This is a genomic window from Sulfitobacter sp. DSM 110093 (assembly GCF_022788715.1).
Classification (GTDB): Bacteria; Pseudomonadota; Alphaproteobacteria; order Rhodobacterales; family Rhodobacteraceae; genus Sulfitobacter.
The window spans coordinates 1,289,155-1,302,543 of the sequence record NZ_CP085167.1 but is presented as its reverse complement, the minus strand read 5'-3'; the positions used below and the strand labels follow the sequence as shown (position 1 = coordinate 1,302,543).

The 13,389-nt window shown below is 61.7% G+C and carries 16 protein-coding genes; 15 read left to right on the top strand and 1 reads right to left on the bottom strand.

Translation table 11 applies throughout. The annotated features are described in order from the left end of the window. Nucleotides 1-15: 15 nt before the first annotated feature. From rimK to tpiA, 7 genes are all read left to right on the top strand, one after another. Nucleotides 16-1,398 (top strand): 30S ribosomal protein S6--L-glutamate ligase, encoded by a 1,383-nt coding sequence (gene rimK, locus DSM110093_RS06300; protein WP_243267188.1) that lies wholly within the window; start codon nt 16-18, stop codon nt 1,396-1,398. 94 nt (nt 1,399-1,492) lie between these two features. Further along, on the top strand, nt 1,493-1,855 hold the full coding sequence (locus DSM110093_RS06295; protein ID WP_093926522.1) for an SUF system Fe-S cluster assembly protein: 363 nt from the start codon (nt 1,493-1,495) through the stop codon (nt 1,853-1,855). 187 nt (nt 1,856-2,042) lie between these two features. Then, nucleotides 2,043-3,254 (top strand): glycerophosphodiester phosphodiesterase family protein, encoded by a 1,212-nt coding sequence (locus tag DSM110093_RS06290; RefSeq protein ID WP_243267187.1) that lies wholly within the window; start codon nt 2,043-2,045, stop codon nt 3,252-3,254. A 118-nt stretch (nt 3,255-3,372) separates the two neighbouring features. Continuing rightward, on the top strand, nt 3,373-3,990 hold the full coding sequence (locus tag DSM110093_RS06285) for a SatD family protein (RefSeq protein ID WP_243267186.1): 618 nt from the start codon (nt 3,373-3,375) through the stop codon (nt 3,988-3,990). Nucleotides 3,991-4,103: 113 nt separating this feature from the next. Further along, entirely contained in the window at nt 4,104-4,817 is a 714-nt protein-coding gene (locus tag DSM110093_RS06280; protein WP_243267185.1) for a DUF3307 domain-containing protein, read from the top strand. Between the two features lie 54 nt (nt 4,818-4,871). Next, entirely contained in the window at nt 4,872-5,234 is a 363-nt protein-coding gene (locus tag DSM110093_RS06275) for an iron-sulfur cluster assembly accessory protein (RefSeq protein ID WP_243267184.1), read from the top strand. An 85-nt stretch (nt 5,235-5,319) separates the two neighbouring features. Further along, the gene (tpiA, locus tag DSM110093_RS06270) at nt 5,320-6,069 is read left to right on the top strand and encodes a triose-phosphate isomerase (protein WP_243267183.1); all 750 of its coding nucleotides are present in this window, start codon (nt 5,320-5,322) and stop codon (nt 6,067-6,069) included. Nucleotides 6,070-6,107: 38 nt separating this feature from the next. On the opposite strand, the gene DSM110093_RS06265 is transcribed toward tpiA, so the two are convergent. Continuing rightward, on the bottom strand, nt 6,108-6,569 hold the full coding sequence (locus DSM110093_RS06265) for an Lrp/AsnC family transcriptional regulator (RefSeq protein ID WP_007120312.1): 462 nt from the start codon (nt 6,567-6,569) through the stop codon (nt 6,108-6,110). Nucleotides 6,570-6,713: 144 nt separating this feature from the next. Between DSM110093_RS06265 and cysG the strand changes: the two genes are divergently transcribed. The 8 genes from cysG (at nt 6,714) to DSM110093_RS06225 (ending at nt 13,355) form a co-directional block, all read left to right on the top strand. Further along, nucleotides 6,714-8,108, top strand: a complete 1,395-nt coding sequence (cysG, locus tag DSM110093_RS06260) for a siroheme synthase CysG (RefSeq protein WP_243267182.1) — start codon at nt 6,714-6,716, stop codon at nt 8,106-8,108. 1 nt (nt 8,109) lies between these two features. Next, on the top strand, nt 8,110-8,406 hold the full coding sequence (locus tag DSM110093_RS06255; protein ID WP_243267181.1) for a DUF2849 domain-containing protein: 297 nt from the start codon (nt 8,110-8,112) through the stop codon (nt 8,404-8,406). Then, a complete protein-coding gene (locus DSM110093_RS06250) occupies nt 8,406-10,082 on the top strand; it encodes a nitrite/sulfite reductase (RefSeq protein WP_243267180.1) in 1,677 nt (558 codons plus the stop codon). Before DSM110093_RS06255 ends, DSM110093_RS06250 begins: the two co-directional genes overlap by 1 nt. Then, nucleotides 10,072-10,863 (top strand): phosphoadenylyl-sulfate reductase, encoded by a 792-nt coding sequence (locus DSM110093_RS06245; RefSeq protein WP_243267179.1) that lies wholly within the window; start codon nt 10,072-10,074, stop codon nt 10,861-10,863. Before DSM110093_RS06250 ends, DSM110093_RS06245 begins: the two co-directional genes overlap by 11 nt. Further along, nucleotides 10,860-11,261 (top strand): DUF934 domain-containing protein, encoded by a 402-nt coding sequence (locus DSM110093_RS06240; protein ID WP_243267178.1) that lies wholly within the window; start codon nt 10,860-10,862, stop codon nt 11,259-11,261. Before DSM110093_RS06245 ends, DSM110093_RS06240 begins: the two co-directional genes overlap by 4 nt. A 75-nt stretch (nt 11,262-11,336) precedes the next feature. Next, entirely contained in the window at nt 11,337-12,185 is an 849-nt protein-coding gene (locus DSM110093_RS06235; RefSeq protein ID WP_243267177.1) for a ferredoxin--NADP reductase, read from the top strand. 190 nt (nt 12,186-12,375) lie between these two features. Further along, nucleotides 12,376-12,636 (top strand): pilus assembly protein PilP, encoded by a 261-nt coding sequence (locus DSM110093_RS06230; protein WP_243267176.1) that lies wholly within the window; start codon nt 12,376-12,378, stop codon nt 12,634-12,636. A gap of 65 nt (nt 12,637-12,701) precedes the next feature. Next, a complete protein-coding gene (locus DSM110093_RS06225; protein ID WP_243267175.1) occupies nt 12,702-13,355 on the top strand; it encodes an SDR family NAD(P)-dependent oxidoreductase in 654 nt (217 codons plus the stop codon). Nucleotides 13,356-13,389: the final 34 nt, after the last annotated feature.

Sequence of the window (13,389 nt, the reverse complement as noted above, 5' to 3'; positions counted from 1 at the left end):
CCCAAGGAGCAGGTAATGGAAAAACTCACATTTGGCTGGGAAGAATGGGTCGCCCTGCCCGATCTCGGCCTGCCCGCAATCAAAGCCAAGGTGGACACTGGCGCGCGCACTTCGGCGCTGCATGCTCATGACATCGAGGTTTTCGGCCCTGCGTCAAAACCCAAAGTGCGTTTTAACGTGCATCCGATCTCGGGGCGCGACGATATCTCCATCACCTGCTCTGCTCCGCTCATCGACCGGCGCGAGGTGACCTCTTCCAACGGTGAATCCGAGCATCGTTTCGTGATCGCGACCACGATTGAAGTGAACGGCCAAAGCTGGCCCATCGACGTGACCCTGACCAACCGGGCAAGCATGACCAGCCGCATGTTGCTGGGCCGTCAGGCCCTGACCGAGCATATCAACATCTCCGCGACCGAGCGGCGTTTGCAGCCGGACCTGAACTATGACGTCTACCACACCGCGAGCCTGCGCCACACTGCGCCACAGCGCGCGCTGCGCATCGCCGTTTTGAGTCGTGAAGATAACTACTCAACCCGCCGTCTGGTCGAGGTTGGCGAAGCACGCGGCCATGTGGTTGAGGTCATCGACACCACGCGCTGCTATATGGCGATCAACCAACTGGCCCCCGAAGTGCATTACGACGGCAAGCGCCTGCCCCGTTATGACGCCGTGATCCCGCGCATCGGCGCGTCGATCACCCCCTATGGCACCGCCGTGATCCGCCAGTTCGAGACGATCGGCACCTATTGCGTCAACGGCTCTGCCGGCATCACCGCCAGCCGTGACAAGCTGCACGCGCATCAGGTCTTGGCTGCGAAAAAGATCGGCATGCCGACCACCGCTTTCGCCGCCTCGCCCAAGGACACTTCAAACCTGATGGCTTTGGTGGGCACCGCACCGCTGATCGTAAAGCTGCTGGAATCGACCCAAGGCAAGGGCGTCGTGCTGGCCGAGACCAAAAAGGCCGCCGAGAGTGTGATCGACGCCTTCCGGGGCCTGCGCGCCAACTTCCTCGTGCAGGATTTCGTCAAGGAAGCCGCCGGCGAAGATATCCGCTGCCTCGTGGTCGCCGGTAAGGTCGTCGCCTCCATGAAGCGCACCGGGGCCGATGGCGATTTCCGCTCGAACCTGCACCGGGGCGGTTCGGCCAAAGTCGTGCGCATCTCGAAAGAGGAACGCGACACCGCCGTGCGCGCCGCGCGGGCCTTTGGCCTTGGCATCGCCGGGGTCGACCTGCTACGCTCGGAAACCGGACCGAAAGTGCTAGAGGTCAACTCCTCCCCCGGTTTTGAGGGGATCGAGAAGGCAACGAGCAAGGATATCGTCGGTAAGGTCTATGATGAGATCGAAGCCCGCGTGAAACCGCAGCCAGCGCGGCGGCGTAAAACGGGGTAATGGGATGGCGCTGCCTTAGCCGCAGCGCCGCGCGCACTTTACGGCCCGCGTCCCTATCCCTATATAAAATGTCGAGAATGATGCGAGGCGAGAGATGACCGAACAGACCCAACCGCTTGAAGGGACGCCGCTGATTGCGCCCTCTTCCACCGATCACCCGCTCTATGAGCAGATCGTCGAGGCTTGTCGCACGGTCTATGACCCTGAGATCCCGGTGAATATCTACGAACTGGGCCTGATCTATACCATCGACATCAATGACGAGAATGAAGTCGACATCAAGATGTCGCTGACTGCGCCGGGCTGCCCTGTGGCGGGTGAGATGCCAGGTTGGGTTGCCGACGCTGTTGAACCCATTGCGGGGGTCAAGCAGGTCGATGTGGCCCTTGTTTGGGAACCGCCTTGGGGCATGGACATGATGTCCGACGAAGCCCGCCTCGAACTGGGCTTCATGTAAGCAACCGTTCCGCAGAGTGAACAAAAAACGTCGTCAATGCAGGACATTGGCGGCGTTTTCTTTTGGCCACTTCCCGCCGAATGCATCCCCGGCGCATAGTTCATTTGACTGACATCAGACCGTCGTGAAACCGTTACAAGGGGCGCCCATAGAAGCCCCAGAACTTCATTCACGAACGGACATCATTATGCGTACACTTGTTTCTCTCGCCGCTCTTGCCCTTGCGCCCGGCATGGCGCTGGCCGAGGCCCACGCCACCGCGACACCGGTCGAATACGGCCCCCGCCCGGCCTATCTTATCGATAAGCTGCCCGACGGCGATCTGAAGGACAAGCTTGCCTCCTGCATGGGCCAAGATGCCTCCAAGTCCGATTTCTCCATCGGCCACCGCGGCGCGCCGCTGATGTTCCCCGAACATACCGTGCAATCCAACGTCGCCGCCGCGCGGATGGGCGCAGGCATTTTGGAATGCGACGTGACCTTTACTGCCGATCACGAGCTGGTCTGCCGTCACGCGCAGAACGATCTGCACACCACCACGAACATTCTCGTCTCCGATCTGGCCGAGAAATGCACCACCGGCTTCACCGCCGCGTCGGGCGACACGCCAGCCAGCGCTGAGTGCCGCGCCTCTGACATCACCTTGGCTGAGTTCCGCACCCTAACGCCCAAGATGGACAGCGCAGATAACACAGCCACCACCGCCGAAGATTATCAGGGTGGCGTCGCCAACTTCCGCACCGAGCTTTACAGCGACAAAGCCGAGTTGATGACCCATGCGGAATCGATCGAGTTGTTCAAATCCCTCGGTGCTAAATTCACGCCAGAGCTTAAATCCCCCTCCGTAGAGATGCCCCATGACGGTTTCTCTCAGGAAGACTACGCGCAGAAGCTGGTGGATGAATATGTCGCCGCAGGCATCCCCGCCTCCGACGTCTGGCCGCAGTCTTTCAACCTCGACGATGTGCTCTACTGGGTTGAGAACACGCCCGAATTCGGCAAGCAGGCCGTCTATCTGGTTGAATGGTCCGATGGTTTTGATGAGCAAAACCCAGAAACATGGAAAGAAGATTTCGCCGATCTGAAAGCCAAGGGCGTAAATTACCTCGCTCCATCGCTGAATATGCTGATGACCAACAAGGACGGCGCAATTGCGGGCTCTGACTATGCCATGGCCGCAAAAGAAGCGGGTCTGACCCTGATCGCATGGACGCTGGAACGCTCTGGCCCGCTTGCCTCCGGTGGCGGCTGGTACTTCCAATCGATCAGCGATGTTGTGAAAGACGATAGCGACTATCTGGTGGCGCTGGATGTGCTGGCCCAAGACGTGGGCGTGGCCGGTGTCTTCTCTGACTGGCCCGCGACCGTGACCTATTACGCCAACTGCATGGGCCTCTGATCCGCTTCACGCCTCGGACTGCCATGCTGGGCCGCCCCTCACCGGGCGGCCCTTCTCTTTGGCTGGGCTTGCATGGGTTTCCCCTTCCTGCGACATTGCGGGAAACAAGGGGCAAGCCATGGAAACTTGGGCAATTTTTACCGGCGATATCGTCAAATCCACCGCGATGTCCCGCACGGAACTGGATACGGTTTTTGCCCGACTTGAGGAAACCGCCGAGGTTCTGGCCGATTGGCAGAGCCAGCCCGCCCGCATGACCCGTTTTCGCGGTGATGGTTGGCAAATGGCCGTATCTCCCCGCCTCTGCCTACGTGCCGCTCTTGTGCTGCGCGCTGCCGTGCGCCGCTGTGGCAAGACCGCTGACACACGTTTTGGCATCGGGATTGGTGAGGCCAATTTTGCGGGCAATGATCTCTCTAGCGCGGATGGGCCTGCGTTGATCCAGTCCGGTTATGCGCTTGATACCATGCCCCGTGCGCGACGCATGCACGCGCCGGATGCACCGCTGCCCCTGCGCAGTGCGCTCCCCCTCGCCGACCGGATTGTTCGCGGTTGGACCATGCGCCAAGCCGATGTTGCCTATTTCATGCTCGCGCCCGAGCCCCCCTCACAGGCGCGTCTGGCGCAGCAGTTCGATCTGACCCAGCAAAGCGTCCAGGGCCATGTGGAGGCAGCTGGGGTCGATGAATTGCATGAGGTCTTTGATATCTTGGAAAAACAAGAAACAGCCATTTAAGGCTGTTATCGTAAATTACAGCCAAATAGGCCTGTATCCCTCAGGAAGTAGCCTCTTGCTTTAGCACTCTCCGGCTTTTCAAATAGCCATTCACACCAACAGTCGGGACACCCATGACCGAACAGGCCATCGCTACCGCCCTCGCTTGCCTGCTCGCGCATCTGCTGGCGGATTTTGTGTTTCAGACCAACGCAATGGTTGCAGCTAAGCGCAAACCGCAAGTGTTATTCGCACATGGGCTGATCGTCTTTTCCCTGACGGCGCTGGCGCTTGGTGGCAGCCTCACGCTCGCGGCGCTGCTTGCCCTTGCTCATGTCGGTATCGATACGGTCAAGACCCACGCCGTGCCCACCCAACAACGTGAGCGGCTCTGGCCCTATCTCACAGATCAGGCCACCCATCTTCTCAGCATCGCGGCCCTTGCTCTTTACGCACCTGACGCTTTCGCCAGCGGCATCTGGGGCGAACACAGCGCCAGCCTTGTGCCACCAGCCCTCTTTGCCGCGGGGCTGATCACCGCCACCCTTGCAGGCGGGCCAGCGGTGGGTGGCCTGATGCTCCCCCACAAAGCGCGGGCCCAGCCCGATGGCCTTGAAAATGCGGGGCGGATCATCGGACTGCTGGAACGGGCGCTGATTTTTTTGATGGTTCTAATCGGCGAACCTGCGGGCATCGGCTTTCTGATCGCCGCAAAGTCGATCCTGCGCTTTGACACGGTGAAACAGAACCAAAAGATCAGCGAATATGTGATCATCGGCACGCTGGCGTCCTTTGGTTGGGCGCTTATCGCAGCCTTTGCCACCAAGGCTGCAATGAATTCCTTCTGACGGCTTGAGATCGCCGCCCCGCACCCCTATCTTGGCCGCATAGGAGTATTTGACATGTTTGGCATTCCCGGCAAGCAAGCCGTCACCATGACCCCCAAAGCCGCTGGCCAGATTGCAAAGCTAATGCAATCGGCGGGCCATGCAGGGCTACGCATTGGCGTCAAAAAAGGCGGCTGCGCAGGCATGGAATACACCATGGATTACGTCGAAGCGACCGATCCCAACGATGAGGTGGTCGAGCAGGACGGCGCGCGCGTGATGATCGCGCCGATGGCGCAGATGTTCCTTTTTGGCACCGAAATCGACTATGAGACAACGCTGCTCGAGTCCGGCTTCAAGTTCCGAAATCCCAATGTGACCGAAGCCTGCGGTTGCGGCGAATCCATCAAGTTCGACGAAAGCTTGGGCGTGAAGTAATCGCACCCGACAGGCCCACGGCCTTGACGAAAGGCTGCCGGCCTGCGAACTGATCTAGCAATATCAACAGATCAGGACGGATCCGATGCGCCCCAAAATCGCCGCTGGTAATTGGAAGATGAACGGCACAGCCGCCTCTTTGGCAGAGCTTCACAGCCTTGCCACAGGCCTGCCCGAAAACCCGCCACAGGTCGTGATCTGCCCGCCCAGCACCCTGCTGTTCCGCGCCACTGACGCCACCCACGGCAGCCCGATCCAAATCGGCGCGCAGGATTGCCATACGGAAGGCGCAGGCGCTTATACCGGTGATATCTCCGCCACGATGGTCGCTGACAGCGGCGCGACCCACGTCATCCTTGGCCATTCTGAGCGCCGCGATGCCCATCGTGAAACCGACGCCGACGTGCAGGCCAAGACCTGCGCGGCCTGGGCTGCTGGGCTGACCGCCATTGTCTGCATCGGCGAAAGCGAAGCCGAACGCGATGCCGACCAAACGCTTGACATCATCGGTGGCCAACTCGACGGTTCCCTTCCCGATGCGGTTGATGCGGAAAACACCGTAATCGCCTATGAACCGATCTGGGCGATCGGCACTGGCAAAGTACCCAGCATTGCGCAGATCGAAGAGGTGCATGATTTCATGCGTGCCCGCTTGATCGACCGTTTCGGCGCTGAGATCGGCAACGCCCTGCCCCTGCTTTACGGCGGCTCGGTCAAAGCCGCGAATGCTGCTGAGATTTTCGCGGTCGAAAACGTCGACGGCGCGCTTGTCGGCGGGGCCAGCCTGAAGGCCGAAGATTTCACGCCCATTGTGGCAGCGCTCGCACAGTCCTAAAACAACCGGGGCGGCCAGTGATGCGCCGCCCCGCGTTCTTACAACGGCAGCATCGTCGTCGATTTGATCTCTTCCATCGACAACAGCGCCGTCACGTTGTGCACCTTCACCTCTGAAATCAGCGCCTGATAGAACACGTCATAGGCCCGCGCGTTCTTTACCCGCACCTTTAGGATATAGTCGATATCCCCCGCCAGCCGGTGCGCCTCTTGCACCTCGGGCCGGTCCTGTAGCGCCTTCAGAAACGCCGCTTGCCAAGCCGCCTCATGCTCCGAGGTGCGGATCAACACGAAAAAGCAGGCTTCAAACCCAAGCGCTTCGGAATCCAGTACCACGGTCTGTTGCCCGATCACCCCGGCCTCCCGCAGCTTGCGAATCCGATTCCACACCGGCGTCTTCGAAGAGCCCACTTCGCGGGCGATATCGTCCAGCGATTGGCTCGCATCCCGTTGCAGCTGCGCCAAAATCTTCCGGTCGGTCTCATCAATTCGGACAGTCATTCTCTTCTCTCTCGTCCCGGCAGGACGTTCATACTCAACCAACAGCCATAGCGAACACATGTTCTTATCTGCGCCAGCAACTAGCCAATTATCGGGAATATTTCCTATATAAGAGGTCACGTCAAACAGAATACAGGGCGCATCATGGATCACTTTCCCATCTTCCTCGCCACGAGCGAGCAAAAGATCCTCCTTTCCGGCGGCGGCGAAGCGGCGCTGGCCAAGTTGCGCCTGCTGATGAAGACCAAAGCCGCGCTGCATATCTTTGCGCCCGACCCCGCGCCAGAGCTTGTCGAATGGCAGGCGACGGGCAAGCTGACCCTGCACCGTCGCGCGCTCACTGCAGCCGACCTGGCAGGTGCGCTGCTGTTCTATGCGGCGGATGAAAATGATGCGCTCGATGCCGAGAATGCAGCCCTTGCCCGCGCGGCGGGCGTATTGGTGAACATCGTCGACAACCTGCATGATAGCCAGTTCATCACCCCCGCCATCGTCGACCGTGACCCGGTGACCGTGGCCATCGGCACCGAAGGCGCCGCCCCGGTGCTGGCCCGCGCCATCAAAGCCGATCTGGAAGAGCGTCTGCCCGTCACCCTCGGCCCGCTCGCACGGATCGGCAAAGGTTTCCGCATGCTGGCCGATGCCCTGCCCATGGGCCGCGCGCGTCGCGATTTCTGGCGTGAGTATTACTTCGCCACTGGCCCCCGCGCTATGGCCGAAGGCAAGGATACCGTGCGCCCGGCGCTGAAAGACCTGCTGCAGACCCACCTCGCCCGCGAAGCCCGCGACGGCCATGTGGCTTTCGTTGGCGGCGGCCCCGGCGATCCAGAACTGCTGACCCTCAAAGCCCGCCGTGCGCTGGATGAAGCTGATGTGGTGATCTACGACCGTCTGATCAGCCCGGAAATCCTCGAACTCGCCCGCCGCGAAGCGTTGATGATCGACGTGGGCAAAGAGGGTTTCGGCCCCTCCACCGCCCAAGATCACATCAACGCCCTGCTGGTCGAGCACGCCCGAAGCGGCGCACAGGTCGTGCGGCTGAAATCGGGCGATGCCACCGTCTTTGGCCGGCTGGACGAAGAGATCGACGCGGTCGACGCCCATGGCATCGGCTGGCACATCGTGCCCGGCATCACCGCTGCCTCCGCCGCCGTGGCGGGCATCGGTCAAAGCCTGACCAAACGGGGCCGCAATGCCTCGGTTCGCTTCCTGACCGGGCATGACATGAAAGGCTTCGCCGATCACGATTGGGCCGCGCTCGCCCGCCCGAATGAGGTCGCCGCGATCTATATGGGCAAGAAATCCGCCCGTTTCGTCCAAGGCCGCCTGCTGATGCACGGCGCCGACCGGGCCACGCCCGTCACCGTGATCGAAAACGCCTCGCGCGCCGATCAGCGGGTGCTGTCCACCACGCTCAACGATCTGCCGCGCGATCTGGCCGATGCCGAAATGACCGGCCCCGCGCTCACCTTCTACGGCCTCGCCCCGCGCGCCGCCGTCCAAGCTGCCACCCAAACCCCGCTAGAGGAGCTGGCCTGATATGCCCAAGCCTTTCACCCCCAAGGTCATCACCGCCAATGCGCTGCTCGAAGGCGACGTTGTCTACCAAACCGCCACCGGCTGGACCCGCAGCCTTTCCGAGGCCGAAGTGCTGACCGATGAGGCCGACGCTGACCTGCGCATGATCGACGCGTTGAGCCAGCAGGATCTGGTCGTCGGCGTCTACCTCGCCGATGTGGCCCCCGAGGCCGGCGGCCCCAAGCCCACACATTTCCGCGAAGAGTTCCGTGCCAAAGGCCCGTCGAACTACGCCCACGGCAAACAGGAGACCCTGTGATGTATAGCTATACCGAATTCGACGACAAATTCCTCGCAGAGCGCAACGCCCAGTTCCGCGCCCAAGTCGAGCGCCGCATCGACGGTTCGCTCACCGAGGATGAGTTCAAACCCCTGCGCCTGATGAACGGCCTCTACCTGCAACTGCACGCCTATATGCTGCGGGTGGCGATCCCCTATGGCACGCTCAGCAGCGCACAGATGGACAAGCTCGCTTTCATCGCTGAGAAATGGGACAAGGGCTACGGCCACTTCACCACGCGCCAGAACATCCAGTACAACTGGCCAGAACTGCGCGACGTCCCCGATATGCTCGACGCGCTGGCCGAGGTGAACCTGCACGCCATCCAAACCTCCGGCAATACGATCCGCAACGTGACCGCCGACCATTTCGCCGGTGCCGCCGCCGATGAAGTCGCCGATCCCCGCCCCGTGGCCGAGTTGATCCGCCAGTGGTCCACCGACCACCCGGAGTTCCAGTTCCTGCCGCGCAAGTTCAAGGTGGCCGTCACCGGCGCCGCCGCCGACCGTGCGGTGATCAAAGCCCATGACATCGGCCTGCGCATCGTCGAACGTGATGGCGAACAGGGTTTCGAAGTCATCGTCGGTGGCGGCCTTGGCCGCACCCCAATGATCGGCAAGGTGCTCTATGATTTCGTCAGTGCCGACGACCTGCTGCCCACACTGGAAGCCATCGTCAGCGTCTACAACGTGCTGGGCCGCCGCGATAACAAATATAAAGCGCGGATCAAGATCACCGTGCACGAAAACGGCATCGAAGACATCCGCGCCCGCGTCGACGCGCAATACGCGCTGATCCGCAGCCAATTCACCGGCGTGGATCAACAAGTGCTGTCGCGAATCGAATCCGATTTCGCAGCACCCGAGTTCAAAACCGCCTCCCTCGAGGCCTACGAGTCTGCCTATACCAACGATCCCGTCTTCCGCGCGTGGGCCGACACCAACCTCGCCGATCACCGCGCGCCGGGCTATGCCATCGTATCGATCAGCCTCAAGGCCCACGGCGCCACACCGGGCGATGCCACAGCAGACCAAATGCGCGTGATGGCCGACCTTGCCCGCCGCTTTGGCCATGACGAGCTGCGCATCAGCCACGAGCAAAACGTGATCCTGCCCCACGTACACCGCAGCGATCTGCCCGAACTGCATGCCGCCCTGAAAGAGGCCAAGCTGGCCACCGCCAACATCGGCCTGATCTCAGACATCATCGCTTGCCCCGGCATGGACTATTGCGCGCTGGCCACCGCCCGCTCGATCCCCATCGCCCAAGAAATCGCCACCCGTTTCGATGAGCTGAAACTGGAGCATGATGTGGGCCCGCTCAAGATCAAGATCTCGGGCTGCATCAACGCCTGCGGCCACCACCACGTGGGCCACATCGGGATCCTCGGCCTCGACCGCGCGGGCGTGGAGAACTACCAGATCACCCTCGGCGGCGATGGCACCGAGGATGCGAGTCTTGGCACCCGCACTGGCCCCGGCTTCTCAGCCGAGGAGATCATTCCGGCCATCGAACGCCTTGTTCTGGGCTACCTCGACCTGCGCAACGATCCTGCAGAGACCTTCTTGCAAGCCTACCGCCGCCTCGGCCTCGCGCCTTTCAAAGCGGTGCTCTACCCCGAGACGGCCAATAAGGACCGGGCCAATGCCGCTTGACACCCCTGAACTTCATCCTTTCTCAAATACCGATGCGCCGCCCCCCGAGGGGCTGCGCGCGGTCGAGGAAAAAGTAGCACGGCTCAACGCGGACCTGCGCCACCACGGGGCGACGGATGTCATCCGCCGCGCCTATGCCGAGATCGAGAACCTCACCCTCGTCTCAAGCTTTGGCGCGGAATCGGTGGCGCTCTTGCACCTTGCCTCAATGGTGTCGCGGGATATCCCGGTGCTCTTTATCGACACTGAGATGCTTTTTGCTGAAACGCTGGTCTATCAGCAGGAGCTGAGCGAGCGCCTTGGACTGCGCAAGGTCACCACCCTGCGCAGCGATGAGATCGCAGCGCAGGATCCCGATGGCACGCTGCATCAATATGACACCGACGCTTGCTGTGCCCTGCGCAAAACCCGCCCGCTTCAACATGCGCTTGCGGGCCATGACGGCTGGATCACCGGGCGCAAACGCTTTCAATCGGGCAGCCGCGCGACGCTGGACTTCTTTGAGGTGGAGATCCCCAAAGACGGCACCGCGCCGCGCATCAAGGTGAACCCGCTGGCCTACTGGGCAACCTCGGATGTGGCCGATTACATCACCGAGAACCGCCTGCCCCGGCATCCGCTGGTGGCCAAGGGCTACCCGTCGATGGGCTGCGCGCCCTGCACCTCGCCTGTCGCACCGGGCGAAGACCCACGTGCTGGGCGCTGGCGCGATCAGAACAAGGAAGAATGCGGCATCCATTTTGTGAACGGCAAAATGGTCCGAACAGGAGACAAAACATGAGCGTACTCGTAACCGACACAGGTTTCACCGCCGACGACTGGACCCATGGCTATTGCGAGGATGGTGCGGCGAATGATTGCCGCGCCGTCGATCTCGGCTCGGACGCCGATGCCCATGCCCTCACGCTCGCCCCGGCGCTTGAGATGATCCGCGTCGACTTTCCGTCGTTCGCGGACGGGCGCGGCTTTACCATCGCCCGCGTTTTGCGCCTGCGCGGCTATACGGGCCGTTTGCGCGCCAAGGGACATGTGCTGGCCGACCAATATGCCATGGCCCGCCGGGCAGGTTTCGACGAGGTAGAGATTGACGACGATCTCGCTGCCCGCCAGCCTGAAAACCAGTGGCTGGCCCGTGCCGATTGGGAGGCCCACAACTATCAGGCCCGCCTGCGCGGCTGACCTAAAGGCGCGATGATTGCCCTTACCCCCTTCATGCCATAAGTAGAGGCCGCAATCCGATTTGCGGAAACCAATATGACCGAGCAAAGCACAGTGAACCAAACCGCCGCCAAGCCCGTCCCGACATTGCCGGACGCCCAGACCGTGACTTCGGTCACCCATTGGTCCGAGCAGCTATTTTCGTTCCGGGTCAGCCGCCCAGCCAGCCTGCGCTTCCGCTCAGGTGAGTTTGTGATGATCGGTCTGATGGGCGACCCGCACCCCGAGACGGGCAAGCAAAAGCCGCTGTTGCGCGCCTATTCCATCGCCTCCCCCGCTTGGGATGATGAGTTGGAGTTCTACTCGATCAAAGTGCAAGATGGACCGCTGACCTCAAAGCTACAGCACATCCAACCCGGCGATCAGATCATTCTGCGGCCCAAGCCCGTGGGCACGCTGGTCCATGACGCGCTGCTGCCCGGCGACCGGCTGTGGATGTTCGCCACCGGCACCGGCTTTGCCCCTTTCGCCAGCCTGCTGCGCGAGCCTGAGACATACGAAAAATTTGATGAAGTCATCGTCACCCACACCTGCCGCGATGTGGCGGAACTGGAGTATGGCCGCCAGTTGATCGAAGGGCTGAAGGCCGACGAGCTGATGCAAGAGTTGATCGGCACCGACAACCTTGCCAAGATTCGCTATTATCCGACCACCACCCGCGAAGAGAGCCCCAAGATGGGCCGCATCACGCACCTTTTGCAGGATGGAACGGTATTTGCAGATCTGGACGTTCCGCAGATCAACGCCACTCATGACCGCGCCATGGTCTGCGGCAGTCTGGGCTTCAACAAGGATATTATGGAGATTCTCGAAGGCTATGGTCTGACCGAGGGTGCCAATTCCGATCCCCAACATTTCGTCGTTGAAAAAGCCTTTGTCGGTTAGGCCAAGTTAAGCCTTCCGAAAGGTCGCAACGTTACACCATGCATCGTCGGCGCCCCTTTGCCGACGATCTGGCAGAACCCTGCGCACGCCGCTTTCGCCCCCTTCCGCTGCACTGCGGCAGGCGTTAGCTGACGGCCTTCTAGCGCGGGGGACTGCCGCGCGAAACGCAATCACAGGCGAAAGGCACATCATGGCGAGCACTGGGACCCCGACCCCTAAGAAAGTCACCGATCTGGCGACTGAAAAAGCCGATCTTTCCAGCACCGCGCTGATTGGCATCTTCGGCAGTGAAACGACGCCCGGCGCCCTGATCCGCGAAGGCGGCGGCAAGATTTCCCGCGTTGGCGTAGGCGATCAGGTCGCAGGTGGCGTTGTCGCGGCGATTGGGCAAGGCGCGCTGGTGCTGTCCAGCCGTCGCGGTAACAAGGTGCTGCGCTTGCCGCAAAGCTAACACCTCCAAGGAGGCGCGACACCGCGCCTCTTGACCTGCCGCGCGGGGCAGTGCACATCGCGGGCATGAGCAAGACAGCATTGATCACCGGCGCATCGCGCGGCCTTGGCGCCGCATTGGCAGAGGCCTTGGCCCCCACCCATCACATCATCGCGGTCGGTCGCACGACCGGCGCGCTGGAAGAGCTGGATGACCGTATCCAAGCCAAGGGCGGCAGCACCACACTGGCCCCGATGGACATCACCAACGCCGATGCAATGGCCGTGCTGTGCCGGGGCATCCATGACCGCTGGGGCGGGCTCGACCTTTGGCTGCATTGCGCGATCCATGCCGCTCCGCTGACGCCGACCGATCACATCGACGCCAAGGATATGGAGAAATCCATCGCCGGAAACGTCACCGCCACCGCGCGGCTGATCACCTTCGTCTCGCCGCTTTTGGGGGCCGATGGCATGGCGGTCTTCTTTGACGATCCGCGCGCTGGTACGAAATTCTTCGGCAGCTACGGGGCCACCAAGGCCGCGCAGATCGCACTGGCGACCTCTTGGCAGGTTGAAACCGCGCAGATCGGCCCCCGCGTGCATATCCTTACGCCCGATGCGATGCCAACCGCCACCCGCGCGCGCTTCTTCCCCGGCGAAGACCGCGCTGCGCTCAGCGACACCGCCACGCAGGCCGCTGCGGTAATGGCGCAACTGTCGGAAAACTCCGCCCCCTGAACTGCGCGGCACCGGCGCGCTGCGCTTGCCGCCG